The sequence below is a fragment of the Pseudomonas sp. 3-2 genome, from assembly GCF_019710535.1.
In the GTDB taxonomy this organism is placed as follows: Bacteria; Pseudomonadota; Gammaproteobacteria; order Pseudomonadales; family Pseudomonadaceae; genus Aquipseudomonas; species Aquipseudomonas pharyngis.
The window spans coordinates 1,987,338-2,009,391 of record NZ_CP081200.1; the positions used below are offsets into that span (position 1 = coordinate 1,987,338).

The following is a 22,054-nucleotide window of genomic DNA, read 5'->3' on the forward strand; positions in this document are numbered from 1 at the left end:
CCAATGTCGATCAAGGTCATTCTCACCGACATCGAAGGCACCACCAGCGCGGTGAGTTTTGTGTTCGACGTGCTGTTTCCGTATGCCGCCAAGCACCTGCCGGACTTCGTTCGCCAGAACGCTCAGCGCGCAGATGTTGCCGAGCAACTGGACGCCGTGCGCCGCGACAGCAACGAACCGCAGGCTGACGTCGAGCGGGTCGTGGAAATTCTGCTGGCGTGGATCGCCGAAGACCGCAAAGCCACGCCGCTCAAAGCGTTGCAGGGCATGGTCTGGGAGCAGGGTTATCAGGCCGGCCAGTTGAAAGGCCATGTTTACCCGGACGCCGTTGAAGCGCTGCAGCGCTGGCATCAGGCCGGATATCAACTGTTTGTTTATTCGTCCGGTTCGATCCAGGCGCAGAAGCTGATTTTCGGCTGCTCGGAAGCAGGGGATCTGACGCCGCTGTTCAGTGGCTACTTCGATACCACGTCGGGCCCCAAGCGCGAAGCGCAGTCGTACAGCAACATCCAGCAGGCCATCGGGGTCGAGCCGCAGGAGATCCTGTTCCTGTCCGACATCGTCCAGGAACTCGACGCCGCCCAGGCTGCCGGCCTGCAAACCTGCGGGCTGGCCCGTGAAGGCGGGGAGTTGGCAGGGCATGTGACCGTCGACAGCTTTACCGGGATTGAGCCGGAAGCGTTCTGAGTTCACCCAATCGACGCGCAAAAAAAACAGGCCGTGAAGCGAAAGCTCCACGGCCTGTCTGTTTATACGGTGTTCGAATTACATCGAGTGATAAGTCGGCAGGGCGAAACGCTGCTGGCTTTGCAACATGCCGATCTGCGGCAGCTCGCTGGCTTGTTCTGCCAGATCACGACGGATCGCGCTGATCGCCCACGACAGTTGGTCACCGGTATGCAATTGCTGATAGGTGAGTGCACGCTTGAACACTTTGCCGTCGGCACTCTTCAGCGTCAGCAAAATCCCGCCATCGGGACGGGGCTGGGTGGTGACGGCGAAGTTGGAGAACAGGGAGGTAAATTTTTCTTGGATCAGGTTCATGTCTTTCAGCTCCGTATGCACTTGAATGGCAAGCATGTATAGGGAGTTGCAGCGATTGTGCCAGCATTTATGTTTTTTAAAATCTTTATAAATCAATGACTTATGATTAAGTAGAATTTTGTCCGTCGTGCAATCTGCATGAATGGCCATCGTGCATCCTGCATTTTGCGGGATCATTGTCGATCCGATGGAACCAATATCTCCGGCCGGAATCCCGCTGTGCGTTGCAGCGCCGGGCGGATACAAAACATTGCAAAAACCGCGTGTACAGCCTGAGAAGCCCTGACGTATTTTCGGCCTCGACCCTCGCTCGAGAAGCGCCGGTTCCGTCACCCGATTGCCCGACAATAAAAATCCGGCCTGCACGTCAAGGTCGAACGGGAGCTGCCATGCGCCACGCGCCTAGCGACACGATTACCTGGGGCATGATGCTCCGCAAGCTGCCGATGATTGCCAAAGCCATCCCTCGGGTGGTGAAAGGCATGAAGGTGGCCAACGTCACGGATCCGACCCAAACCTGTGGCCTGGGCTGGACATTCGAGCAGGCGACCCTGCGCAATCCCGAGGGCCCCGCGCTGCTGTCGGGCGAGGTGGTGCTGAGTTATTCACAGGTCAACCAGTGGGCCAACCGCATCGCCCACTATCTGAACGGGCAGGGCATCGGTAAAGGCGATGTGGTGGCGGTCTTCATCGAGAACCGCCCGGAATTGCTGGTGACGATTCTGGCGCTGGCCAAGGTCGGCGCGGTCAGCGCGCTGCTCAATACCTCGCAGACCCGCGATACGCTGATCCACAGTATCAATCTGGTGACGCCGGCGGCGATTGTCGTCGGTGAAGAGTTGTTGCCGGCGTTTGCGGCGGTACGCGAGCAAGTGTCGATCCCGGCAGCGCGCGCCTGGTTCGTTGCCGATCAGGATACCTTCAGCCATCCGGGCATCGCGCCCAAGGGCTATATCAACCTGATCAGCGCCAGTGCCGACGCCTCGGGCGACAACCCGGCCAGCAGCCGGCAGATTTTTTTCGACGACCCCTGTTTCTATATTTACACCTCCGGCACCACCGGTTTGCCCAAGGCCGGCGTGTTCAAGCACGGACGCTGGATGCGCAGCTCGGCGAGCTTCGGCATGATCGCCCTCGATATGCGCCCGGACGACATCGTCTATTGCACCTTGCCGCTGTACCACGCCACCGGGCTTTGCGTGTGCTGGGGTTCGGCGGTCAATGGCGCGTCGGGTTTCGCCATTCGCCGCAAGTTCAGCGCCCGGCAGTTCTGGAGCGATGTGCGCCGCTATCGCGCAACTACCATCGGTTACGTCGGCGAGTTGTGCCGGTATCTGGTGGATCAGCCGCTCAGCGCCGACGACAGCCGTCACGACGTGCGCAAGATGATCGGCAACGGCCTGCGGCCCGGCGCGTGGGCCGAGTTCAAGACCCGCTTCGGCGTGGATCACATTTGCGAGCTGTACGCGGCCAGCGACGGCAATATCGGCTTCACCAACATCCTCAATTTCGACAACACCATCGGTTTCTCGCTGATGGCCTGGGAACTGGTCGCCTATGACCAGGACAGCGGCGAGCCGATTCGCGGCGATGACGGATTCATGCGCAAGGTCGGCCGGGGCGAGCGGGGCCTGCTGCTGGCGCGGATCGACGACAAGGCACCGCTGGACGGCTACACCGATCCACAGAAAACCGCCAAGGTCGTGTTGCAGGACGTGTTCACCAAGGGCGACCGCTTCTTCAACACCGGCGATCTGCTGCGCAACATCGGTTTCGGCCATGCGCAGTTTGTCGACCGCCTCGGCGACACCTACCGCTGGAAGGGCGAGAACGTCTCGACCACCGAGGTCGAAAACCTGCTGCTCCAGCATCCGCACATTTCCGAAGCCGTGGCCTATGGCGTGGAAATCCCCAACACCAACGGTCGCGCCGGGATGGCGGCGATCACCCCGGCCGAGTCTTTAGCGACCCTGGATTTCGCCGAATTGCTGGCCTTCGCCCGCCAACGCATGCCGGCCTACGCGGTGCCGCTGTTCCTGCGGGTCAAGGTCAAGATGGAAACCACCGGCACCTTCAAGTACCAGAAGACGCGCCTGAAAAACGAAGGCTTCGACCCCAGCCTGACGGGGGATGACCCGATTTATGCCTGGCTGCCGGGGACCGAAACCTACGTGCAGGTGACGGATGAAATTCTTGCCGACATTCGGGCAGGCAAATACCGCTATTGATATTGGCTATCGGCGGACTTGGAAAAAAGGGGATGACAGCTATCGCCGCGCTCGGGAAACTATCGGCTTTCCGATTGACCGAAAGTGGAGTGAACCATGTCTGACCAAAGCCGCCAGATGACCCCCGAAGAAGCCGCCGAATTCACCGAGCAGGTATTCAACAAGGCGCGCGAGGGCGATGCGGTAATGCTGGATCGCCTGATCACTGCCGGTCTGCCGGTGAACCTGACCAACAGCAAGGGCGATACCCTGCTGATGCTTGCCAGTTACTACGGCCACGTGGACGCGGTGCAAGTGCTGCTCAAGCACAAGGCCGATCCGGAACAACGCAATGGCAACGGCCAGAGCCCGATTGCCGGCGCGGCGTTCAAGGGCGATCTGGCCGTGGTCAAGGCCCTGGTCGAGGGCGGGGCGCAGATTGAAGGCGCCTCCTTCGATGGCCGCACGGCGCTGATGATGGCGGCGATGTTCAACCGGGTTGAAATCGTCGACTACTTGATCGATCAGGGCGCCGACCCGAAAGCCAAAGATGCCAATGGCGTCACCGCGCTGGACGCGGCCCGCACCATGGGCGCCGTGGACACCACCGCACAGCTGGAAAAACTGCTGGGCTGAGGCCGCTGGCCGGAACCCGCTCTGTGGCGAAGGCGAGAATGCGCTATCCTTCGCGCCCTCAAAATTCTCTTCGCCACAGGATCCGCCCCCATGAAAGCTGCACTCGCCGAACTCATCAGCAAAATCAGCTCCGGCTGCATGGGCGAAGACGAGATCCTGAAGGTCGCTGACGAAGCGGCACAGGCCTACGCCGATGCCGATGCTTTTCTGACCGCCAACCCGGACATCAACTACGACGACACTTTCCCGATTCCGCTGGGCGAGTGGGTGGTGGTCGGCAGCCTGCCGGAGACCGTGCTGTTCCAGGCCGACACCTACGCCGACCTGTTCGCGCAGATCGTTGCCTCGTTCGGCCCGGGCGTCGAATTCAACCTCAAGTCCAAGCAACTGGCCAAAACCGAGGCGCTGACCGCGCTCAACCGCATCCAGGTGCAGATGAGCAGCCTGAACAAGGAAAACGGCGGTTACACGTTGATGAACTTCAGCCAGTTGCTCGACGACGAGCTGCAAGTGGTGCTGGTCTACGGCAACGATGTGCCGCGCGTACTGGAACTGTGCGCCGAAGTCGGCATTGCCGCCGCGCCGTCGCTGGAAGCCCTGAAGGTCGCCGTTCACGTCTGAACGCAATAAAAGGGAACCCTGTGCGCGACCGTCTATCCTAAAAGTGCATGCCACTATTCTGGAGCGACACCATGGGTTCCACGTTCAACGGCCTGGTCGGCCTGATCATTCTTGCGCTCGACATCTGGGCGATCATCAATGTGCTGAAAAGCGGCGTCGAGACCGGGATGAAAATCCTCTGGGTACTGCTGATCATCCTCCTGCCGGTGCTGGGCCTGATTATCTGGGCGATTGCCGGGCCGCGGGGCAATGTGCGGATCTGACCGTTCGCACCCTGATCGGGTCGGGCCGATGAACTGAGGTTCGACCTGTCATCTTCGGCAACGTAGAATGCGCGCCTTTCCCGGGCAATCGAACCTGACGATTGGCGCCCGCGCATTCATCGGAGCACTTCACCATGACCGTCACCAAGACCAGCGAATACCTGGAAACCCTCTACGAAGGCTACGGCCAGCGTTTTCGCATGGAAAAACTGCTGCACGAAGTGCGCACCGAACACCAGCACCTGGTGATCTTCCAGAACCCGCGCATGGGCCGGGTGATGGCGCTGGACGGCGTGATCCAGACCACCGAAGCCGATGAATTCATCTACCACGAAATGCTCACCCACGTGCCGATCCTCGCCCACGGCACCGCCAAGCGTGTACTGATCATCGGCGGCGGCGACGGCGGCATGCTGCGCGAAGTGACCAAACACGCCAGCGTCGAGCACATCACCATGGTCGAGATCGACGGCACCGTGGTCGACATGTGCAAAGAGTTTCTGCCGAACCACTCCAGCGGTGCTTACGACGATCCGCGCCTGAACCTGGTGATCGACGACGGCATGCGCTTCGTCGCGACCACCACCGAAAAGTTCGACGTGATCATTTCCGACTCCACCGACCCGATCGGCCCGGGCGAAGTGCTGTTCTCGGAAAACTTTTACCAGGCCTGCCACCGCTGCCTGAACGAGGGCGGTATCCTCGTGACCCAGAACGGCACGCCGTTCATGCAGATCGAAGAGGTGAAAACCACTGCCGGCCGCCTGCGCAGCCTGTTCCCGGACTGGCACTTCTATCAGGCGGCCGTGCCGACCTACATCGGCGGTTCGATGACCTTCGCCTGGGGCTCGACCAACCCGGCCTACCGCAAGCTGAGCCGCGAAGTTCTGCAACAGCGCTTTATCGGCAGTGGCATCGTCACCCGCTACTACAACCCGGAAATCCACATCGGTGCTTTCGCCTTGCCGCAATACGTGCTGCAGGCGGTGAACAAGCCAAGCAACGACTGATCGTTCGCGGGTAAGAAAAAGCCGAGGCCGGTGTGTGAAAACACACCGGCCTCGGCTTTTTTCATGTTGCATCGGTGTAAACCTTTTGAACGATCAATCCTGACAAAAGTCGAGATAGAGGTAAGCCCATTTGCGGGTTTGTTCGAGGAGGCTCCAATGCAAAAGTGGAAAGTCACTTTCGTGGATGATCACGGTGAAATTGTCGATGAAGTCTTCGAGCGTGCGGAATGCCCCAGCGATGATGAGGCCGCACGACTGATCAAGGAACGACTGCTTCCCGTCGCCGCCGAGCTTGACCTGAACGATCTGGAGGGGCGCACCGCCGATGCCGGCGTGAAAAGCCTGAAAACCCAGAACAGCATCGAAATCCGCAGCATCACCCCAATCTGAATCTTCATTTTCTTCATGTACCAGGCCTTGGCAGCGGCTCTATCTTGGGGCTACTCTGCAAGCGAGATCAGCGAACGGATCGCTAAGGTCTGGTCTTGTCAGCTACATGCTTGTTTCCCGCCGGCAACGCGGTTGCCGTAAGCACCCGGGCCCTTTGGGCCAGTGCAGGGAATACGGAAAGTCTATCCATCTATGCGAGGGGGACGATTCATGAGCACAGCCTATCAAGAAGACATCAGCAGCAGCGTGCTGCGCCGCATGAAAGAAGGCGGTTTCGATTTTTCCCGATTCCATCCCATCGAGTTCTACGCCATTTTCCCGGACGAGGAGCGGGCACGCAGGGCGGCAGGCAAATTTCGCGGTGAATCCATCAATGCCCAGGTCAGCGCGCGCGAGGACGGCGCCTGGTCTCTGGAATTGAGCAAGGTGATGTACGCAACCTACGACGACATTGGCGATTTCGAGCAGGGCTTTTCGGCGGTGGTCGAGCCCTTGGGCGGCATCATCGAGGGCTGGGGCGTGAAACAGGAGATCCGCAACCGGCACCGTTTGAACTGATCACTCTCGCAACACGTCGAGCTACGGCTGACCTTCGGGTCGGCCGTTGTCGTTTCTACGGCCCGAAAGCGCATGGCAAAACCCTGAAACAAGAAACCGGCGCAAAAAAAAGCCACCTGAAAAGGTGGCTGAAAGGGAAGACCGGAAGGAGAGGAAACCGGTCAGGGTTACGGCCGGGAGGGCTGCCGAGGCAAGCCGGATCAGTGAGGCTGCATTCTTCGTCAACGACGTTTTTGCAGCGGATGCGCGGATTATCCGCAGTGGCCTGCGGGCAGTGAAATCAACTCTGACTATGCTGGTGATAGGCGACGGGACTGCGTCGCAATGAAGCGGGGGCGATCAGGTTGGAGCATTTGCCGCACAGGAATGGTGCGGTGCGTGTGGCGTGAATATCCAACCGATTGAAATCAAAGCGTTTATGCCGATGGCACGGGCCTTGCGAAGGCCTGTATGTCCGGAGTGACAAGGAGTACGGCATGATCCGCACCTATTTTGATGAGATGTATGATGCCGGCGGCCAGATCCGCCCGCATTACCGGGAGTTTGCCCGGTGGCTGGCCGAGACACCTGACGAGCTGCTGGCCCAGCGGCGACGCGAGGCCGATCTGCTGTTCCATCGCGCCGGGATCACCTTCACGCTCTACGGGGACGAGCAGGGGACAGAGCGTCTGATTCCCTTCGACACCATTCCGCGCAGCATTCCCGCCAGCGAATGGCGGATTGTCGAGCGCGGCTGCATTCAGCGAGTCAAGGCGTTGAACATGTTCCTCGCCGACCTTTACCACGAGCAGCGCATCATCAAGGCCGGGATCATTCCCGCCGAACAAGTGCTGGCCAACGAGCAATACCAGTTGGCGATGCAGGGGCTGGATCTGCACCGCGATATCTATTCGCACATCTCCGGCGTCGATCTGGTGCGCGACGGCGACGGCACGTATTACGTGCTCGAGGACAACCTGCGTACGCCGAGCGGCGTGAGCTACATGCTCGAAGACCGCAAGATGATGATGCGTCTGTTTCCCGAGCTGTTCGCGGCCCAGCGCATCGCCCCGATCGACCATTACCCGAACCTGCTGCTCGATACCCTGAAAAGCTCGAGTCCGATCGACGACCCGAGTGTGGTGGTGCTGACACCGGGACGGTTCAACAGCGCGTTTTTCGAGCATGCGTTTCTCGCCCGGGAAATGGGCGTGGAACTGGTGGAGGGCGCGGACCTGTTCGTGCGCGACGACAAAGTCTTCATGCGCACCACCGACGGCCCGAAAGCGGTGGACGTGATCTACCGCCGGCTCGACGACGCGTTCCTCGATCCGCTGGCCTTCCGCCCGGACTCGATGCTCGGCGTGCCGGGACTGCTGTCGTCCTATCGCTCCGGCAACGTGGTGCTGGCCAATGCCATCGGCACCGGCGTGGCGGATGACAAATCGGTGTATCCGTTTGTCACCGAGATGATCCGTTTCTACCTCGACGAAGAACCGATCCTGAAGAACGTGCCGACCTGGCAATGCCGTAACCCGTCCGAGCTTTCCCATGTCCTGGCCAATCTTCCAGATCTGGTGGTCAAGGAAACCCAGGGCTCCGGCGGTTACGGAATGCTCGTGGGGCCGGCAGCGACGACCGCGGAAATCGATGCGTTCCGCGAGCGGATCAAGGCCAAGCCTCACGCGTACATCGCGCAACCGACGCTGTCGCTGTCGACCTGTCCGACCTTTGTCGAAAACGGCATTGCGCCGCGCCATATCGACCTGCGCCCGTTCGTATTGTCCGGCCGCGAAACCCGGGTCGTACCCGGCGGATTGACCCGTGTCGCCCTGCGTGAAGGCTCTCTGGTGGTGAATTCATCCCAGGGCGGCGGAACCAAGGACACCTGGGTGGTCGAGGATTGAAGGAAGCCTGCCATGTTAAGTAGAACTGCCTCGGATCTGTACTGGATGTCGCGTTACCTGGAGCGGGCGGAAAACCTCGCACGGATGCTCGATGTCAGCTATTCGCTGTCGCTGATGCCGCAGGACGGCCGTGGCGACGGTTTGCACGAACTGGCGATGCCGTTGCTGATCACAGGCACGCTGGACGATTACCTGGAACGCCACGGCGAGCTGCATGCCGAGCGCTTGCTGCACTTCTTCGCCCTCGACGCGGCCAACCCGGCGAGCATCTACAGCTGCCTCGGCGCGGCGCGAGCCAGCGCCCACGCGGTGCGCGGGCGGATCACCGCGGACATGTGGGAAAACATCAACGCCACCTGGCTGGAAATCCGCGGGATCGCCAATCAGGGCCTCAGCCGCTACGGCATGAGTCGCTTCTGCGAGTGGATCAAGGAGCGTTCGCACCTGTTCCGTGGTGCGTCCTACGGCACCATCATGCGCAACGATGCGTTCCGTTTCATTCGCCTGGGTACGTTCATTGAGCGGGCGGACAACACCTTGCGTCTGCTCGACGCCCGTTACGAGATGGCCGGCGATCAGGCCGAAGCGGTCAGCGACGGCACGGCCCACGCCTATTACCAGTGGAGTGCGTTGTTGCGGGCGCTGTCCTCGTTCGAGGCGTACACCGAGATCTATCGCGACGCGCCCGGCGCCCGGCATGTGGCCGAGCTTCTTTTGTTGCGTGCGGATGTGCCGCGCTCGCTGCGGGCCTGCACCGAAGAAATCGACCAGATTCTGGCGCAGTTGCCTGGGGCCAACGGTCGTCCCGCGCAACGACTGGCGGCGGAAATGGACGCGCGTCTGCGCTACACCGGTATTCAAGAAATTCTCGAGGAAGGGCTGCACGCCTGGCTCACCGAATTCATCCCGCTGGTGCGCCAGTTGGGCAACGCCATTCACAGTTCCTACCTGGAGGCCGCATGAGACTTTCCATCAGCCACGAGACCACCTATCACTACGAAGATCAGGTGCGCGCGAGCATCCAGTACCTGCGCCTGACACCCCACGACAGCGAGCGTCAGCACGTGCTGAGCTGGCAGCTTGACCTGCCGCGCCCGGTGCGGGCCCAGCTCGATCCGTTCGGCAACATCCTGCACGTCCTGACCATGGACGAGCCCCACGAAGCGATCATCATCGGCGCCCGGGGGCAGGTTGATATCGACGAGTTGCGCGAAGCGGAGCACGAGAGCCAGTCGGCGCTGCCGTTCCTGCGTTTCACCCGGCTCACCGAGGCTGACGAGGCATTGCGCGCGTTTGCGGAGAAATCCTGCAAACAACGCCGCGACCGCAACGCATTGATCGATCTGATGCACGGTTTGAACCAGCACATGACTTACAAGCCGGGTTCCACTGAAGTCGACACCAGCGCCGCCGAGGCATTCGCCGGGCGAGCGGGTGTTTGCCAGGATCACGCCCACGCGTTTCTGGCCTGCGCGCGCAGTCTCGGGGTGCCGTCACGTTATGTGTCGGGTTATCTGTACAGCGAGGATTGCGAGCATCTCGCCAGTCACGCCTGGGCCGAAGCCTGGATCGATGACGCCTGGTACAGCTTTGACGTGACCAATGAACTGGCGCGGCCGGAGCGGCACCTGAAACTGGCGGTGGGTCTGGATTATCTGGATGCCTGCCCGGTGCGCGGCATGCGTCGGGGCGGCGGGTCAGAGCAGATGCATGCGAAAGTGCTGGTGTCGCCGACGCCAGTGATCTCGGTTCAGCAGCAATAACCGCACTACTCCTGTGGGAGCGAGCCTGCTCGCGATGGCAATCTTTCAGCCGGCACGTGCATGACTGAGACACCGCATCGCGAGCAGGCTCGCTCCCACAAGGAAGGCATCAAGGCTTAACCTTGCGCCCGGCCATATGCTGCAAATACCCGATCAGCTTTTGCAGATCTGCATCCGGCAACACCTCGGCAGAAAACCCCGGCATCTTCGCCTGCGGCCACTGACGCAGACTCTGAGGATCGCGGATGTAGCGCTTGAGGAAGTCCGCGCCGAAGTACTCCGTCGGGTTGTAGGGAATATTGAGATCCGGCCCGAACTGCGCATCCCCTGCGCCATTCAGGCGATGGCAGGCCAGGCAGTTCTTCTGGAACAGCGCAAACCCCTGATTCACCGGGTCATCGGCCTTCAACGCAGGGTCAGGCAACAGGGCAGGGAAGCGCTCGGCCACCGGTGCCATGCGCTTGATGCTCGCCACTTCGAATGGCCATTGTTCCGGGCTGATATTGCCGGCCTGCGGATCGGTCCACACCAGATAAAACGGCCCGGCGCTGTGCTTGCCTTCCGACAGCGGCGGCCAGGGCTGCGCCGGATCCTCGATGGCCAGCCAGGCGCGCGAGCCTTTATTGTTCAGTAGCGGCGCGGCGGACAGCTCGGCGGCGAAACCGTCCAGCGCTACGGCTTGCAGGTGATCGTCCGGTTTGATGCCGGTCAGCAGCGCGGCCATCGGCACGGCGCGATAAGTCATGTCCTTCTTGTAGGACACATCATTCTTGACCGTGAGGGTTTGTACCTGAGGATGCTTGAGCAATTCCTCGGTCTGCCAGGTGCGGCTGTTCGCGCCCAGCTCCAGGTTCAGCTGCGCGGCAGACAGGGGCAGGCTCAGCAGCATGGCCCCGAACAGAATGAGCGTTTTCAAAATGATCGCCGTCCGTGTCGTGGAAGTGCGCAAAGGTTGGCACAGCCACGCTGGCCCGGATAGCGGGCCAGTCACATTTTCAGTGGCGATGAACAATACCTGCCGCTTGAATCAGCCGATGACCTTGGTCAGGTTCGGCAGAATCAACAACAGCGTCGTGGCGAAAAGAATGAGTCCTGCTTGACGAACTTTCGGTTGTTTGAACATGGCTTGACCGCCTTTTTTGTTATTTCCTGATGCCTGCCTGCATATCCATGATGGCAAGCGCTGCACTTCCTGTTGAAGAACGTCTGCCTCGGCAAAACCCGACGACAACAACGTACATCTTCACCTTAGGGCCCGCGTCACGCTTTGCTTAGATCCATTTCGTATGTACTTGCTGCCGATCGCGATTAAAAAGGCATGAGGCCCATTGCCAGCTTCTTTGCCGCCCGTTTGCTAGACAGCTCGCTCACCTGAACCGGTTAACCAAGCCATGGATGACCGTCCGTCTGAGCGTGCGCGTCAACGTCATTGAGCGCTGTGGTCATTGAATCCGTCGCCTGCGAAGACAACAGTGACAGCACGAATTTCACTCACCGCACAGGTTCGAGGACGTCATGACCCAAGCTTTGATTTTCGACGCGTTACGCACGCCCCGTGGCAAGGGCAAGGCCGACGGTTCGCTGCACAGCGTCAAGCCGGTGAACCTGGTGGCCGGGCTGCTGACCGCTTTGCAGGCACGCACGGCGCTGGACACCAGCCAGGTCGATGACGTGGTGCTTGGCTGTGTTACGCCGATTGGCGATCAGGGCTCGGACATCGCCAAGACCGCCGTGCAGGTGGCCGATTGGGACGTCAGCGTCGCCGGCGTGCAGATCAACCGCTTCTGCGCTTCCGGGCTGGAAGCGGTGAACCTGGGAGCGATGAAAGTGCGCTCCGGGTTCGAAGAGCTGGTGGTGGTCGGCGGCGTCGAATCCATGTCCCGCGTGCCGATGGGCAGCGACGGCGGCGCCTGGGCGCTGGACCCGCAGACCAATCTGCACAGCCATTTCACGCCACAAGGCGTCGGCGCCGACCTGATCGCCACCCTTGAAGGCTTCAGCCGGCAGGACGTCGATGCCTACGCGCTGCACTCGCAACAGAAAGCCGCCCGTGCCCGGGCCGACGGTTCGTTCAGCAAGTCGCTGGTGCCGGTGCAGGACCAGAACGGCATTATCCTGCTCGATCACGATGAGTTCATCCGAGCCGAGTCGACCCTTGAAGGTCTGGGAAAGCTCAAACCGAGTTTCGAAATGATTGGCCAGATGGGCTTCGACGCCACGGCGCTGCGGGTCTACAGCCACGTCGAACGGATCAATCATGTGCACACGCCGGGCAACAGCTCGGGGATCGTCGACGGCGCGGCGCTGATGTTGATCGGCTCCGAGGCCAAGGGACGCGCGTTGGGCCTGCAACCCCGGGCGCGGATTGTCGCCACGGCGGTCACCAGCACCGATCCGACCATTATGCTCACCGGCCCGGCGCCGGCCACTCGCAAGGCGTTGGCCAAGGCCGGGCTGCGGGTGGAAGACATCGACCTGTTTGAAGTCAACGAGGCGTTCGCCTCGGTGGTGCTGAAATTCATCAAGGACATGGCCGTAGATCCGGACAAGGTCAACGTCAATGGTGGCTCGATCGCCATGGGCCATCCGCTGGGTGCCACCGGTTGCGCGATCCTCGGCACCTTGCTCGATGAACTGGAAGCCCGACGCCTGCGCTACGGCCTCGCGACGCTGTGCGTCGGCGGCGGCATGGGCATCGCCACCATCATCGAACGCCTCTGACCCCAAGGAATCCTGTCATGACCCAAGCCATTCGTTACGAAAAAGGCCAGGACGGCATCGTCCTCCTGACCATCGACATGCCGGGCCAGAGCGCCAACACCATGAACGCGGTGTACCGCGAGGCCATGGCCGAAAGCGTCGCCCGATTGCAGGCGGAAAAAGATGAGATCGCCGGGGTGATCATCACGTCGGCCAAGAAGACCTTCTTCGCTGGCGGCGACCTGAATGAACTGATCAAGGTCGGCAAGCCCGAAGCCAAGGCCTTCTATGACATGGTGCTGACCCTCAAGGGCCAGTTGCGCACCCTGGAAACCCTCGGCAAACCGGTGGTCGCGGCGATCAACGGCGCGGCGCTCGGCGGCGGCTGGGAAATCTGCCTGGCCTGCCACCACCGGGTGGCGCTGGACGATGCGTCGGTGCAACTCGGTTTGCCGGAAGTGACCCTCGGCCTGTTGCCGGGCGGCGGTGGCGTGGTGCGGATGGTGCGCATGCTCGGTATCGAGAAGGCTTTGCCGTATCTGCTTGAAGGCAAGAAAGTCCGTCCGCAGCAGGCATTGCAGGCGGGTCTGATCGATGAGCTGGCGGCGCATCGCGATGAGCTGCTGGCCAAGGCCCGGGCCTGGATTCTGGCCAATCCTGCGGCGGTGCAGCGTTGGGATGTGAAGGGCTATCAGATTCCCGGCGGCACGCCCTCCAATCCGAAAGTCGCGCAGATGCTGGCGATTGCGCCGTCGATCCTGCGCACCAAAACCCAGGGCACGTTGCCGGCGCCGGAGAAGATTCTGTGCGCGGCGGTGGAAGGTGCGCAGGTGGATTTCGACACGGCGCACCTGATCGAAACCCGCTACTTCACCGAACTGACCACCGGGCAGATCTCGAAAAACCTGATTGGCACCTTCTGGTTCCAGCTCAATGAAATCAACGCCGGCGGATCGCGGCCTCAGGGTTTTGCACCTTATGTGACGAAGCGCGTGGGCGTACTCGGCGCGGGCATGATGGGCGCCGGGATCGCCCATGTCAGCGCATCGGCCGGGATCGACGTGGTGCTCAAAGACATCAACCTCGCGGCTGCGGAAAAGGGCAAAGCGCATTCGGCGGCATTGCTGGACAAGAAAGTCGCTCGCGGGCAGATGACTGCGCAGCAGCGTGAAGCGGTGCTGGCGCGCATCCATCCGACCGAAAGCGACGCCGATCTGGCAGGTTGCGATCTGATCATTGAGGCGGTATTCGAGGATCGTGATCTCAAGGCCAAGGTCTCGGCAGCAGCACAGCAGGTGGTCGGCGCCGACGCGGTGATTGCTTCCAACACTTCGACCTTGCCAATCACTGGCCTGGCGACCGCAGTGCCGGATCAAGGCAAGTTCATCGGCCTGCACTTCTTCAGCCCGGTGGAAAAGATGCCGCTGGTGGAAATCATCAAAGGCGCGCAAACCAGCGACGAAACCCTCGCACGCGGGTTCGATTTCGTACTGCAAATCAAGAAAACCCCGATTGTGGTCAACGACAGTCGCGGCTTCTTCACGTCGCGAGTATTCGGCACCTTTACCAATGAAGGTATTGCGATGCTGGGTGAGGGCGTGAGTGCGCCGATGATCGAGACCGAAGCCCGCAAGGCCGGGATGCCTGTCGGGCCTCTTGCGATCTCCGACGAAGTTTCCCTCAGCCTGATGAGCCATATCCGTCAGCAAACGGCCAAAGACCTGCAGGCAGAAGGGAAACTGCTGATTGAGCACCCGGCGTTCGCCGTGATTGACTTGCTGCTCAACGAATACAAGCGGCCGGGCAAGGCAGCGGGAGGCGGTTTTTACGAGTACCCCGCAGGTGGGCAAAAACATTTGTGGCCCGAACTGAAGACCCATTTCGAGAAAGCCGATGGGCAGATTTCGCCGAAGGATGTACGTGATCGGTTGCTGTTCGTGCAGGCCATCGAAACCGTGCGCTGTGTGGAGGAGGGCGTGCTGACTTCGACGGCGGACGCCAATGTCGGCTCGATCTTCGGCATCGGTTTTGCGGCATGGACGGGCGGCGCGTTGCAGTTCATCAATCAATATGGCGTGAAGGACTTCGTCGCGCGGGCGCAGTACCTGGCGGAACAGTACGGCGAGCGTTTCGCACCGCCTGCGTTGCTGCTGGAAAAAGCCGCGAAAGGCGAGTTGTTCTAACGGGGCGGGGAGGCATTCCGGGGCTTGCCTTGCCGGGTGGTTTCAAGGCAGGCTCTGGGGTGTGCATTATTCCCATCACGTGTCAGGTATTTTTTATGTCGCTACGCATCTGCATTCTGGAAACCGACATCCTGCGTCCGGAACTGGTCGATGAATATCAGGGTTACGGGCAGATGTTCCAGCGCCTGTTCTCGCAACAGCCGATCGCCGCCGAGTTCACGGTGTACAACGTGATGCAGGGCGACTATCCGAGTGATGACCTGACCTTCGATGCGTATCTGGTTACCGGCAGCAAGGCCGACTCGTTCGGCACCGACCCGTGGATCCAGACCCTCAAGCAATACCTGCTGACCCGCTACGAGCGCGGCGACAAACTGCTCGGCGTGTGCTTCGGCCATCAGCTGCTGGCGCTGTTGCTGGGTGGCAAGAGCGAGCGTGCTACTCAAGGCTGGGGTGTCGGCATTCACAACTACAAACTGGCGGCCAAGGCGCCGTGGATGAGCCCGGTGCGCGAAGAGCTGACGCTGTTGATCAGCCACCAGGATCAGGTGACGGCGTTGCCGGAGAACGCCACGGTGATTGCTTCCAGCGATTTCTGCCCGTTCGCCGCGTACCACATCAACGATCAGGTGCTGTGCTTCCAAGGGCATCCGGAATTCATTCACGACTATTCGCGGGCGCTGCTGGATCTGCGTCAGGAAGCGCTGGGCGAGCAGGTGTACAGCAAGGGTGTGGCCAGCCTGGAACATCAGCACCACGGCACCACCGTGGCGGAATGGATGATGCGCTTCGTGGCGCACAAGCCGACCGCTGCTTGAACCCAGGCGCCCCCGTGTTTTGCACGGGGGCGTTTTTTCTTATAGCCAGCCGGATTTCTTGAAACTCGCCCACAGGCTCACGCAGCCGACCGTGATAAAGCCCAGCACGCCGAAATAGCCGTAGTGCCAGCTCAGCTCCGGCATGTTCTGGAAGTTCATCCCGTAGATCCCCGCCACTGCCGTGGGGAACGCCAGAATCGCCGCCCACGCGGCGAATTTGCGCTGCACCACGCTCTGGCGTGACGCCTCCAGCAGCACGCCGATTTCGATGGTCTGGCTGGCAATGTCGGCCAGGGTGGTCAGGTCTTCCATCTGCCGCGTGACATGGATCTGCACATCACGGAAGTATGGGCGCATGTTCTTGTCGATGAAGGGGAAGCTCAGCTTCTGCAGCTCCTCGCCGATTTCCACCATCGGCGCCGCGTAACGGCGCAAACGCAAGACGTCTCGGCGCAGGCCATGGAGTTTCTGGATGTCGTGTTCATTGAGCGCACTGCACAGCACGTTGCGTTCCAGCTCATCGATCTCGGCGTGGATCGCTTCGCCCACCGGCTGATAGTTCTCGATCACGAAATCCAGCAGCGCATACAGTACGAAATCTTCCCCGTGTTCCAGCAGCAGCGGCCGTGCCTCACAGCGCTGGCGCACTTGGGCGTAGGACGCCGAATGACCGTTGCGGGCGGTGATGATGTAGCCGTTACCGGCGAAGATATGGGTTTCGATGAACTGCAGAATCCCGTGTTCGCGCACCGGCGAGTAGGTGACGATGAACAGCGCGTCGCCAAAGGTTTCCAGCTTCGGCCGGCTGTGTTTTTCGAGAGCGTCTTCGATGGCCAGTTCGTGCAGGTTGAACTGGCGTTGCAGGTTGGACAGTTCCTGGGCGCTCGGCTCTTCGAGGCCGATCCAGACGAAGTGGCCGGTCTTGGCGGCCCAGGCCGCGCCTTCGTCGAGGGAAATATTGGTGACTTTCTTACCAGCGCTGTAAACCGCAGCAGCAACAACTCGACCCATGGTGGTGATTCACTTCTTCTTGGCAGATGGCAGGGGAGACATGGCTTCAGCTTAGCCGTGTCGCTGCTTGAGAGTCAGTGAAATCTGCACAGTTCACCGGGCAAAAGAAAACCCGCACAGGGCGGGCTTCTTTTTCACGCAGCTTGCAGCTGCCGGTCCATCGCATCGATGCATTCGCGCATCTGTTCGCGGCACTGGTTGATGAGCATGGGCATGTCATCCATGGTCAGGCCAGCGGTAGGAATCGCCGGCAACGAGCGTATGAGAACTTTCCCGCTGTGCCAGCGGTTCAGGCGCATGTGCTTGATGTAGCTGCTGACACACACCGGAACGATCGGTACCCCGGCGGCGATGGCCATCTGAAACGCACCTTTCTTGAATGGCAGCAGTTCTTCACCCAGGTTGCGGGTGCCTTCCGGGAAGACCCAGATCGAGGTGTCTTTGTGCTGCAAAGTGTCGGTGGTGGTCAGCATCGACTGACGCGCCTTGTGCGCGTTCCCACGATCGATCAACACGTTGCCCGCCAGCCAGAACAGTTGCCCGAACAGTGGCACCCACTTCAGGCTCTTTTTGCCGATGCACACGGTACGGCGCGGCACCACGTTGCCGAACACGAACAGGTCATAGTTGGACTGATGGTTGGCGATGATCACGCAGCTGTCGGGTTTGTTCATCAACGGCCCGACATCGGCTTTCACCCGCAAACGCAAAATGCACATGGCCGGCAGTGCATAGAGACGGGCGCACAGGCGACTGTTGTCCGGATTGAATGGGCGGCACAGCCCGAGGATCACACCGAGGATTCCCGCCAGAATAAAGTGCAGGCCCATCAACAACATACGAAACACGAACAGCATTTTCAGGCCCATCGGGACAAAAGGTGGCGCAGTGTACGGATGTGCACTGTTTTCGGCAATTGCCGCTATAGAGTCCGGAGATGGGCGATGTTTAAGCGCATGTTTCCGACTTGTTGGTCAGAGGCGTCCTAGAGCTGCCGCAGAGTTTTTAACTGGGCGTGTAAGAAAAAGCCCGACACGACGGTCGGGCTTTTCTGAATCGGTGCAAGCCGGCTATCAGCCCAGATGCTCTTGATCCTGAATGATCGCGTTGTCCAGGGCTTCCAGCAGCGCCTTGCGCACTTTCAACTTGGTGTTCTTGTGCGCGGTCATGTTGATCTTCTTCAACTGACGCGCAGCGGCGAGGGCGGTGCCTTGCAGCTCTTCGGCCGCTACAACCTTGTCGAGGAAACCGGCATCCACTGCGCTTTGCGGATCAAACATCTCACCATTGATCACCGAACGATGGAAGGCCGAGCGACGCAGGCGGTCACGAGCCAGCTCGATACCGGCGTGATGCATGGTCATGCCGATCTGCACTTCGTTCAAACCAATGCTGAACGGGCCGTCGACACCGATCCGGTAGTCGGCGGACAACAGAATGAACGCGCCCTTGGCCACGGCATGGCCCGGGCAAGCAACGATCACCGGGAACGGGTGCGACAGCAGACGACGGGCCAGAGTCGAACCCGCAGTCACCAGAGACACGGCTTCTTTAGGGCCGGCGGTCATTACTTTCAGGTCGTAGCCGCCAGAGAGAATGCCCGGCTGGCCAGTGATGATCACCACGGCACGATCCGCCACCGCCTGATCCAGCGCCGCGTTGAAGGCCGCGATCACGTCCGGGGAAATGGCGTTGACCTTGCCGTTGCTCAGGGTCAGGGTCGCGATACCGTCTTCGAGGTGGTAGGCAATCAGGTCGCTCATGGCGCAATTCCTTATAAGAAAGATGGGCAGACGTTACCCACCGTCGCCGGTCAGGTAAAGCACTGTGACTGACCCGCCAGTCACCGTTTACCGGCCGATACGCTGCAACGCGCCCGGTGCCTGACGCCTGCGCGCCTATATAGAAGGACCGCGTTTACCCGAGATTGGCCGGATCGCCATGGACTCTCGATGGCGGTCGCGGCTTTTTCGCTTAACCGCATGAAAATTCTGAAAAAAAGTTTGCCATCAGAAAAGCTTTCGACTACATTAGCGCGCCTCGACAGACAGAACATGTTTGAAGAGATACGGTGAAGTGTCCGAGTGGCTTAAGGAGCACGCCTGGAAAGTGTGTATACAGGAAACTGTATCGAGAGTTCGAATCTCTCCTTCACCGCCAAATTCGATGTAAACAAAACCCCTGGTTTCGAAAGAAGCCAGGGGTTTTGTGCATTCTGGCGTCTGGTTTTTGGTCACAGAGATTGCTTCGGCTTCCCTTTGCCAGGGCATTACAATCGCGGTTTTATCCGGTATGTAAAAGGACGACCTCCATGATCATTTCCACCACCCACTCCATCGAAGGCCGGCAGATTACGGCGTATCTGGACATCGTCAGTGCCGAGTCGGTGCAGGGCGTGAATGTGATTCGCGATATGTTCGCGGGCATGCGCGACTTTTTCGGTGGGCGTTCGCAGACGCTGGAGCGGGCATTGAAGGAGGCACGTATCCAGGCGACTGACGAGATCAAGGAACGTGCGCGGGCTTTGCAGGCGGATGCGGTGGTCGGGGTGGATTTCGAGATCAGCATGCCGGCAGGGAAGGGTGGCATGGTGGTGGTGTTTGCGACCGGTACGGCGGTCAAGTTGCGCTGAGGCTAGTGAGCCCATTCAACGGAATGGGCTCTGTGCTGATAATCAGCCCTGCGGTTTGAGCAGGATGGTGCCTTTCGAATCGTAGGTCAGCGGCGTGTCGATCGCGACGAGAGGCGGCGTATCGCCGGGTTGAACTGGCTGAACGGGGTCCGGGTGGTAGATCACGCCAGGCTGCAACGGACTCGGTCCGGTCGGCTGCTTGATGACGATTTCACCCGAAGCGATCTTTTCCTTGAGTTTCTCCGCCCCGGCCTTGCCGGCGGCGATCTGTTCATCCGTGAGTTTTACAACAGGCAGTGTCGGGAATCCTTTGATTTCCATGTTCTCTCCTTGAGATTCATTGCGTAGGAAAAAGGGCAGCGGCCGGTCGCCGCAAATCTTTAGCCGCATGGGACCAACGGTTCCCCAATGTGTTTAATTTCCGTAGGCCATTCGTCGGGCTCCGGGTGATCTGAACCACAAGTCCAGGAATGACCGGCTAGTCTCAAAAGCCTTGGAGGTCGATATTTTTTCAGGCAAAAGGGTTTGCCAGTGTCGGCCCGCATTTGAGAAGGGGAGCAAAGATGACTGATCCGTACATCGAAGACGACGGGGCTGAATTTTCATTCAACAATTGCGTGCGCTGCGGCCAGACGGAGTATCAGGCCGGGTTTGGCGAGGATCCGGTGCAGACCGGCAAGATCAAGTCCACGGCACCCAAGGGCCCGAAGGCGAAGTTTCTGCCCAAGGTCACCACCCGCTCCAGAAAGTGAGTTCTATCCCGCAGAGCCCCGTCATTGAACGGGGTTTTTTATGCCTGCCTGGTGGAGAAGCGTCCTACATTGATTGAAGCTTTTGTCCGGTTTTTTCACAAACTTTTCACACCCGCCTGAGTAGGGTGAAGCCATCCGTTAGAAAGCAAGTCTCCAGCCCGTCTCCCCAGCGGGCTTTTTTTTGTCCGTTATAAAACCTTTTCCATATCCGCTGTCCAATCGGCGCCAAGTGCGCTGCAACGCTGGACATTGCCGCGACAACAGCATTCAATCTGCGCCCTTTTTTCTTCCTTCTGTTGAGGTTTTCGTCATGCGTTTAACTCTGCCTGCTCTGGTTCTGGGGCTTCTGGTTGCTCAAGGTGCAATGGCTGGTGACGGTACCGCCGCACTGGGTGGCGGTCTCGGCGGCGCGCTGGGTAACGTGGTTGGCCAGAAAATGGGCGGCAGCACCGGTGCAGCGATTGGTGCTGGTGTAGCGGGTGCGGCCGGCAGTGCACTGGCTGCCAAAAAAGGTGCTCGTACCAAAGCAGCCATCGGCGGCGGCGTCGGTGCGGCGGGCGGTTCGGTCATCGGCAACAGCCTGGGTGGCAGAACGGGCGCCACTATCGGTGCTGGCCTGGGCGGCGCAGCCGGTGGTGCGGTGGGCAGCAACCTGTCCAAGGGTCACAAACGTCACTGATTGCCAACGCATGTCTGAAAAGGCCCGGTTTGATGCCGGGCCTTTTCGTTGCTGAACGTTTTTCCCGAAATCCCCTCCAATGCCACATAGCCCCCTCCGCGGGCGTACCGTCCCGATCCGGGACTTGTGAGGTCTGTATGCGCTTGACATTATCCGCATTGGTTTTGGGATTATTGGTGGCCCAAGGCGCCATGGCCGCTGGTGATGGCACAGCCGCCGTGGGTGGCGGATTGGGTGGCGCGCTGGGCAACGTGGTTGGCGGCCAACTCGGCGGCAGCACCGGTGCTGCGGTGGGCGCTGGTGTTGGTGGTGCAGCCGGCAGTGCCGTCGGAGCGAACAAACGCAACCGCACGGAAGCCGCCATTGGCGGTGGCCTCGGTGCCGCTGGCGGTTCAGTGATCGGCAACAGCCTCGGCGGCTCCACCGGTTCGACCATCGGCGCAGGGCTGGGCGGCGCAGCGGGTGGTGCGGTCGGCAACAACCTGGGTGACGATGGCGGCAAGTCGCACTCCGGCGGTGGTCACAAGCACAAGAACAAACACAAGAACCGTCATCGTTGAGTGATCGGTTCTACGGAAACCCGGCTTTATGCCGGGTTTTTTGCGCCTGCGCGTCATGCGCTGGAACGATTAGCGGCCATACTTTTCGAACGTTTACACATTTGAGATTAATGAGGTGCGCCATGACCCCCGAAACCGAAGGCAAGGAAGAAAAAGGCCCCAGCGGATTGCCGTTTATCAATGATCCGGGGAATGAAGATCCGGGGTCGTTGATGGATGATGCGACGGTTCCGCTTATGGAGGGTGAGGAAGAGCTTGAGTATGAGGATTTTGATGATGATGAGTGAACGGGCACTCCCTTCATTGAGCTTGGTGCACACCTAAATGAGACTTCAATATTT

Annotated in this window: 26 protein-coding genes and 1 tRNA gene; 20 read left to right on the forward strand and 7 right to left on the reverse strand. The window is 60.1% G+C overall.

What is annotated here, in order from left to right:
* Window positions 1-3: 3 nt before the first annotated feature.
* Window positions 4-687: an acireductone synthase gene (gene mtnC / locus K3819_RS09165; RefSeq protein ID WP_221399088.1), complete on the forward strand. Its 684-nt coding sequence runs from the start codon at window positions 4-6 to the stop codon at window positions 685-687.
* A 78-nt stretch (window positions 688-765) separates the two neighbouring features.
* Here the strand turns inward: mtnC and K3819_RS09170 are convergent, their stop codons facing one another.
* Window positions 766-1,044 carry a DUF3509 domain-containing protein gene (locus tag K3819_RS09170; RefSeq protein ID WP_039769924.1) on the reverse strand — a complete coding sequence of 93 codons (279 nt, stop codon included), beginning with the start codon at window positions 1,042-1,044 and terminating at the stop codon, window positions 766-768.
* Between the two features lie 389 nt (window positions 1,045-1,433).
* On the opposite strand from K3819_RS09170, the gene K3819_RS09175 reads away from it, so the two are divergent.
* The 10 genes from K3819_RS09175 (at window position 1,434) to K3819_RS09220 (ending at window position 10,378) form a co-directional block, all read left to right on the forward strand.
* Window positions 1,434-3,272, forward strand: a complete 1,839-nt coding sequence (locus K3819_RS09175; protein WP_221399089.1) for a long-chain-acyl-CoA synthetase — start codon at window positions 1,434-1,436, stop codon at window positions 3,270-3,272.
* Between the two features lie 96 nt (window positions 3,273-3,368).
* A complete protein-coding gene (locus K3819_RS09180) occupies window positions 3,369-3,887 on the forward strand; it encodes an ankyrin repeat domain-containing protein (protein WP_039769928.1) in 519 nt (172 codons plus the stop codon).
* 90 nt (window positions 3,888-3,977) lie between these two features.
* Window positions 3,978-4,508: a hypothetical protein gene (locus K3819_RS09185; protein ID WP_085613486.1), complete on the forward strand. Its 531-nt coding sequence runs from the start codon at window positions 3,978-3,980 to the stop codon at window positions 4,506-4,508.
* A 71-nt stretch (window positions 4,509-4,579) separates the two neighbouring features.
* Window positions 4,580-4,771: a PLDc N-terminal domain-containing protein gene (locus K3819_RS09190; RefSeq protein WP_221399090.1), complete on the forward strand. Its 192-nt coding sequence runs from the start codon at window positions 4,580-4,582 to the stop codon at window positions 4,769-4,771.
* Window positions 4,772-4,905: 134 nt separating this feature from the next.
* Window positions 4,906-5,781, forward strand: a complete 876-nt coding sequence (speE, locus tag K3819_RS09195) for a polyamine aminopropyltransferase (RefSeq protein ID WP_011333216.1) — start codon at window positions 4,906-4,908, stop codon at window positions 5,779-5,781.
* 156 nt (window positions 5,782-5,937) lie between these two features.
* The gene (locus K3819_RS09200; RefSeq protein ID WP_085613485.1) at window positions 5,938-6,171 is read left to right on the forward strand and encodes a hypothetical protein; all 234 of its coding nucleotides are present in this window, start codon (window positions 5,938-5,940) and stop codon (window positions 6,169-6,171) included.
* 210 nt (window positions 6,172-6,381) lie between these two features.
* A complete protein-coding gene (locus K3819_RS09205) occupies window positions 6,382-6,729 on the forward strand; it encodes a ribonuclease E inhibitor RraB (protein ID WP_221399091.1) in 348 nt (115 codons plus the stop codon).
* Between the two features lie 476 nt (window positions 6,730-7,205).
* Window positions 7,206-8,615, forward strand: a complete 1,410-nt coding sequence (locus tag K3819_RS09210) for a circularly permuted type 2 ATP-grasp protein (RefSeq protein WP_039769936.1) — start codon at window positions 7,206-7,208, stop codon at window positions 8,613-8,615.
* Window positions 8,616-8,627: 12 nt separating this feature from the next.
* The gene (locus K3819_RS09215) at window positions 8,628-9,578 is read left to right on the forward strand and encodes an alpha-E domain-containing protein (protein ID WP_007959974.1); all 951 of its coding nucleotides are present in this window, start codon (window positions 8,628-8,630) and stop codon (window positions 9,576-9,578) included.
* Window positions 9,575-10,378 carry a transglutaminase family protein gene (locus tag K3819_RS09220; protein ID WP_221399092.1) on the forward strand — a complete coding sequence of 268 codons (804 nt, stop codon included), beginning with the start codon at window positions 9,575-9,577 and terminating at the stop codon, window positions 10,376-10,378. The genes K3819_RS09215 and K3819_RS09220 overlap by 4 nt, the downstream gene beginning before the upstream one ends.
* A gap of 109 nt (window positions 10,379-10,487) precedes the next feature.
* Here K3819_RS09220 and K3819_RS09225 read toward each other — a convergent pair whose 3' ends face one another.
* Both K3819_RS09225 and K3819_RS09230 read right to left on the reverse strand, forming a co-directional pair.
* Window positions 10,488-11,267 (reverse strand): cytochrome c, encoded by a 780-nt coding sequence (locus tag K3819_RS09225; RefSeq protein ID WP_221399670.1) that lies wholly within the window; start codon window positions 11,265-11,267, stop codon window positions 10,488-10,490.
* Window positions 11,268-11,405: 138 nt separating this feature from the next.
* The gene (locus tag K3819_RS09230) at window positions 11,406-11,609 is read right to left on the reverse strand and encodes a hypothetical protein (protein WP_143491825.1); all 204 of its coding nucleotides are present in this window, start codon (window positions 11,607-11,609) and stop codon (window positions 11,406-11,408) included.
* 284 nt (window positions 11,610-11,893) lie between these two features.
* Here K3819_RS09230 and K3819_RS09235 point away from each other — a divergent pair, with 284 nt between their 5' ends.
* From K3819_RS09235 to K3819_RS09245, 3 genes are all read left to right on the forward strand, one after another.
* Window positions 11,894-13,099, forward strand: a complete 1,206-nt coding sequence (locus K3819_RS09235; protein WP_221399093.1) for an acetyl-CoA C-acetyltransferase — start codon at window positions 11,894-11,896, stop codon at window positions 13,097-13,099.
* A 17-nt stretch (window positions 13,100-13,116) separates the two neighbouring features.
* Complete coding sequence (locus tag K3819_RS09240) at window positions 13,117-15,261, forward strand: 3-hydroxyacyl-CoA dehydrogenase NAD-binding domain-containing protein (protein ID WP_221399094.1); 2,145 nt, start codon at window positions 13,117-13,119, stop codon at window positions 15,259-15,261.
* A gap of 95 nt (window positions 15,262-15,356) precedes the next feature.
* Window positions 15,357-16,079, forward strand: a complete 723-nt coding sequence (locus tag K3819_RS09245; protein WP_007959955.1) for an amidotransferase — start codon at window positions 15,357-15,359, stop codon at window positions 16,077-16,079.
* Window positions 16,080-16,118: 39 nt separating this feature from the next.
* Here K3819_RS09245 and K3819_RS09250 read toward each other — a convergent pair whose 3' ends face one another.
* From K3819_RS09250 to K3819_RS09260, 3 genes are all read right to left on the reverse strand, one after another.
* A complete protein-coding gene (locus K3819_RS09250; RefSeq protein WP_064594647.1) occupies window positions 16,119-17,090 on the reverse strand; it encodes a magnesium and cobalt transport protein CorA in 972 nt (323 codons plus the stop codon).
* A 134-nt stretch (window positions 17,091-17,224) separates the two neighbouring features.
* Window positions 17,225-17,947 (reverse strand): 1-acylglycerol-3-phosphate O-acyltransferase, encoded by a 723-nt coding sequence (locus K3819_RS09255; protein ID WP_085613517.1) that lies wholly within the window; start codon window positions 17,945-17,947, stop codon window positions 17,225-17,227.
* Window positions 17,948-18,163: 216 nt separating this feature from the next.
* Window positions 18,164-18,853, reverse strand: coding sequence for a crotonase/enoyl-CoA hydratase family protein (locus K3819_RS09260; protein ID WP_085613478.1), 690 nt, complete (start codon window positions 18,851-18,853; stop codon window positions 18,164-18,166).
* A gap of 307 nt (window positions 18,854-19,160) precedes the next feature.
* On the opposite strand from K3819_RS09260, the gene K3819_RS09265 reads away from it, so the two are divergent.
* Window positions 19,161-19,250, forward strand: a tRNA-Ser gene (locus K3819_RS09265).
* A 151-nt stretch (window positions 19,251-19,401) separates the two neighbouring features.
* Window positions 19,402-19,722, forward strand: a complete 321-nt coding sequence (locus K3819_RS09270) for a YbjQ family protein (protein WP_039769949.1) — start codon at window positions 19,402-19,404, stop codon at window positions 19,720-19,722.
* Window positions 19,723-19,764: 42 nt separating this feature from the next.
* On the opposite strand, the gene K3819_RS09275 is transcribed toward K3819_RS09270, so the two are convergent.
* A complete protein-coding gene (locus K3819_RS09275) occupies window positions 19,765-20,043 on the reverse strand; it encodes a hypothetical protein (RefSeq protein WP_064594653.1) in 279 nt (92 codons plus the stop codon).
* A gap of 242 nt (window positions 20,044-20,285) precedes the next feature.
* Between K3819_RS09275 and K3819_RS09280 the strand changes: the two genes are divergently transcribed.
* The 4 genes from K3819_RS09280 (at window position 20,286) to K3819_RS09295 (ending at window position 22,000) form a co-directional block, all read left to right on the forward strand.
* Window positions 20,286-20,474, forward strand: coding sequence for a hypothetical protein (locus tag K3819_RS09280; protein WP_039769953.1), 189 nt, complete (start codon window positions 20,286-20,288; stop codon window positions 20,472-20,474).
* 310 nt (window positions 20,475-20,784) lie between these two features.
* The gene (locus tag K3819_RS09285) at window positions 20,785-21,153 is read left to right on the forward strand and encodes a glycine zipper domain-containing protein (protein ID WP_007952176.1); all 369 of its coding nucleotides are present in this window, start codon (window positions 20,785-20,787) and stop codon (window positions 21,151-21,153) included.
* Window positions 21,154-21,290: 137 nt separating this feature from the next.
* Entirely contained in the window at window positions 21,291-21,713 is a 423-nt protein-coding gene (locus K3819_RS09290) for a YMGG-like glycine zipper-containing protein (protein WP_085649385.1), read from the forward strand.
* Window positions 21,714-21,835: 122 nt separating this feature from the next.
* Window positions 21,836-22,000 carry a hypothetical protein gene (locus K3819_RS09295; RefSeq protein ID WP_169429543.1) on the forward strand — a complete coding sequence of 55 codons (165 nt, stop codon included), beginning with the start codon at window positions 21,836-21,838 and terminating at the stop codon, window positions 21,998-22,000.
* The last annotated feature ends 54 nt before the right edge of the window (window positions 22,001-22,054 follow it).

Coding starts and splice junctions, on each gene's coding strand:
- K3819_RS09260 (WP_085613478.1), bottom strand. CDS start 18,853: ATGAGCGACCTGATTGCCTACCACCTCGAAGACGGTATCGCGACCCTG.
- mtnC (WP_221399088.1), top strand. CDS start 4: ATGTCGATCAAGGTCATTCTCACCGACATCGAAGGCACCACCAGCGCG.
- K3819_RS09170 (WP_039769924.1), bottom strand. CDS start 1,044: ATGAACCTGATCCAAGAAAAATTTACCTCCCTGTTCTCCAACTTCGCC.
- K3819_RS09220 (WP_221399092.1), top strand. CDS start 9,575: ATGAGACTTTCCATCAGCCACGAGACCACCTATCACTACGAAGATCAG.
- K3819_RS09185 (WP_085613486.1), top strand. CDS start 3,978: ATGAAAGCTGCACTCGCCGAACTCATCAGCAAAATCAGCTCCGGCTGC.
- speE (WP_011333216.1), top strand. CDS start 4,906: ATGACCGTCACCAAGACCAGCGAATACCTGGAAACCCTCTACGAAGGC.
- K3819_RS09295 (WP_169429543.1), top strand. CDS start 21,836: ATGACCCCCGAAACCGAAGGCAAGGAAGAAAAAGGCCCCAGCGGATTG.
- K3819_RS09285 (WP_007952176.1), top strand. CDS start 20,785: ATGCGTTTAACTCTGCCTGCTCTGGTTCTGGGGCTTCTGGTTGCTCAA.
- K3819_RS09190 (WP_221399090.1), top strand. CDS start 4,580: ATGGGTTCCACGTTCAACGGCCTGGTCGGCCTGATCATTCTTGCGCTC.
- K3819_RS09245 (WP_007959955.1), top strand. CDS start 15,357: ATGTCGCTACGCATCTGCATTCTGGAAACCGACATCCTGCGTCCGGAA.
- K3819_RS09240 (WP_221399094.1), top strand. CDS start 13,117: ATGACCCAAGCCATTCGTTACGAAAAAGGCCAGGACGGCATCGTCCTC.
- K3819_RS09250 (WP_064594647.1), bottom strand. CDS start 17,090: ATGGGTCGAGTTGTTGCTGCTGCGGTTTACAGCGCTGGTAAGAAAGTC.
- K3819_RS09255 (WP_085613517.1), bottom strand. CDS start 17,947: ATGCTGTTCGTGTTTCGTATGTTGTTGATGGGCCTGCACTTTATTCTG.
- K3819_RS09180 (WP_039769928.1), top strand. CDS start 3,369: ATGTCTGACCAAAGCCGCCAGATGACCCCCGAAGAAGCCGCCGAATTC.
- K3819_RS09205 (WP_221399091.1), top strand. CDS start 6,382: ATGAGCACAGCCTATCAAGAAGACATCAGCAGCAGCGTGCTGCGCCGC.
- K3819_RS09290 (WP_085649385.1), top strand. CDS start 21,291: ATGCGCTTGACATTATCCGCATTGGTTTTGGGATTATTGGTGGCCCAA.
- K3819_RS09275 (WP_064594653.1), bottom strand. CDS start 20,043: ATGGAAATCAAAGGATTCCCGACACTGCCTGTTGTAAAACTCACGGAT.
- K3819_RS09175 (WP_221399089.1), top strand. CDS start 1,434: ATGCGCCACGCGCCTAGCGACACGATTACCTGGGGCATGATGCTCCGC.
- K3819_RS09270 (WP_039769949.1), top strand. CDS start 19,402: ATGATCATTTCCACCACCCACTCCATCGAAGGCCGGCAGATTACGGCG.
- K3819_RS09215 (WP_007959974.1), top strand. CDS start 8,628: ATGTTAAGTAGAACTGCCTCGGATCTGTACTGGATGTCGCGTTACCTG.
- K3819_RS09280 (WP_039769953.1), top strand. CDS start 20,286: ATGACTGATCCGTACATCGAAGACGACGGGGCTGAATTTTCATTCAAC.
- K3819_RS09210 (WP_039769936.1), top strand. CDS start 7,206: ATGATCCGCACCTATTTTGATGAGATGTATGATGCCGGCGGCCAGATC.
- K3819_RS09225 (WP_221399670.1), bottom strand. CDS start 11,267: ATGCTGCTGAGCCTGCCCCTGTCTGCCGCGCAGCTGAACCTGGAGCTG.
- K3819_RS09235 (WP_221399093.1), top strand. CDS start 11,894: ATGACCCAAGCTTTGATTTTCGACGCGTTACGCACGCCCCGTGGCAAG.
- K3819_RS09200 (WP_085613485.1), top strand. CDS start 5,938: ATGCAAAAGTGGAAAGTCACTTTCGTGGATGATCACGGTGAAATTGTC.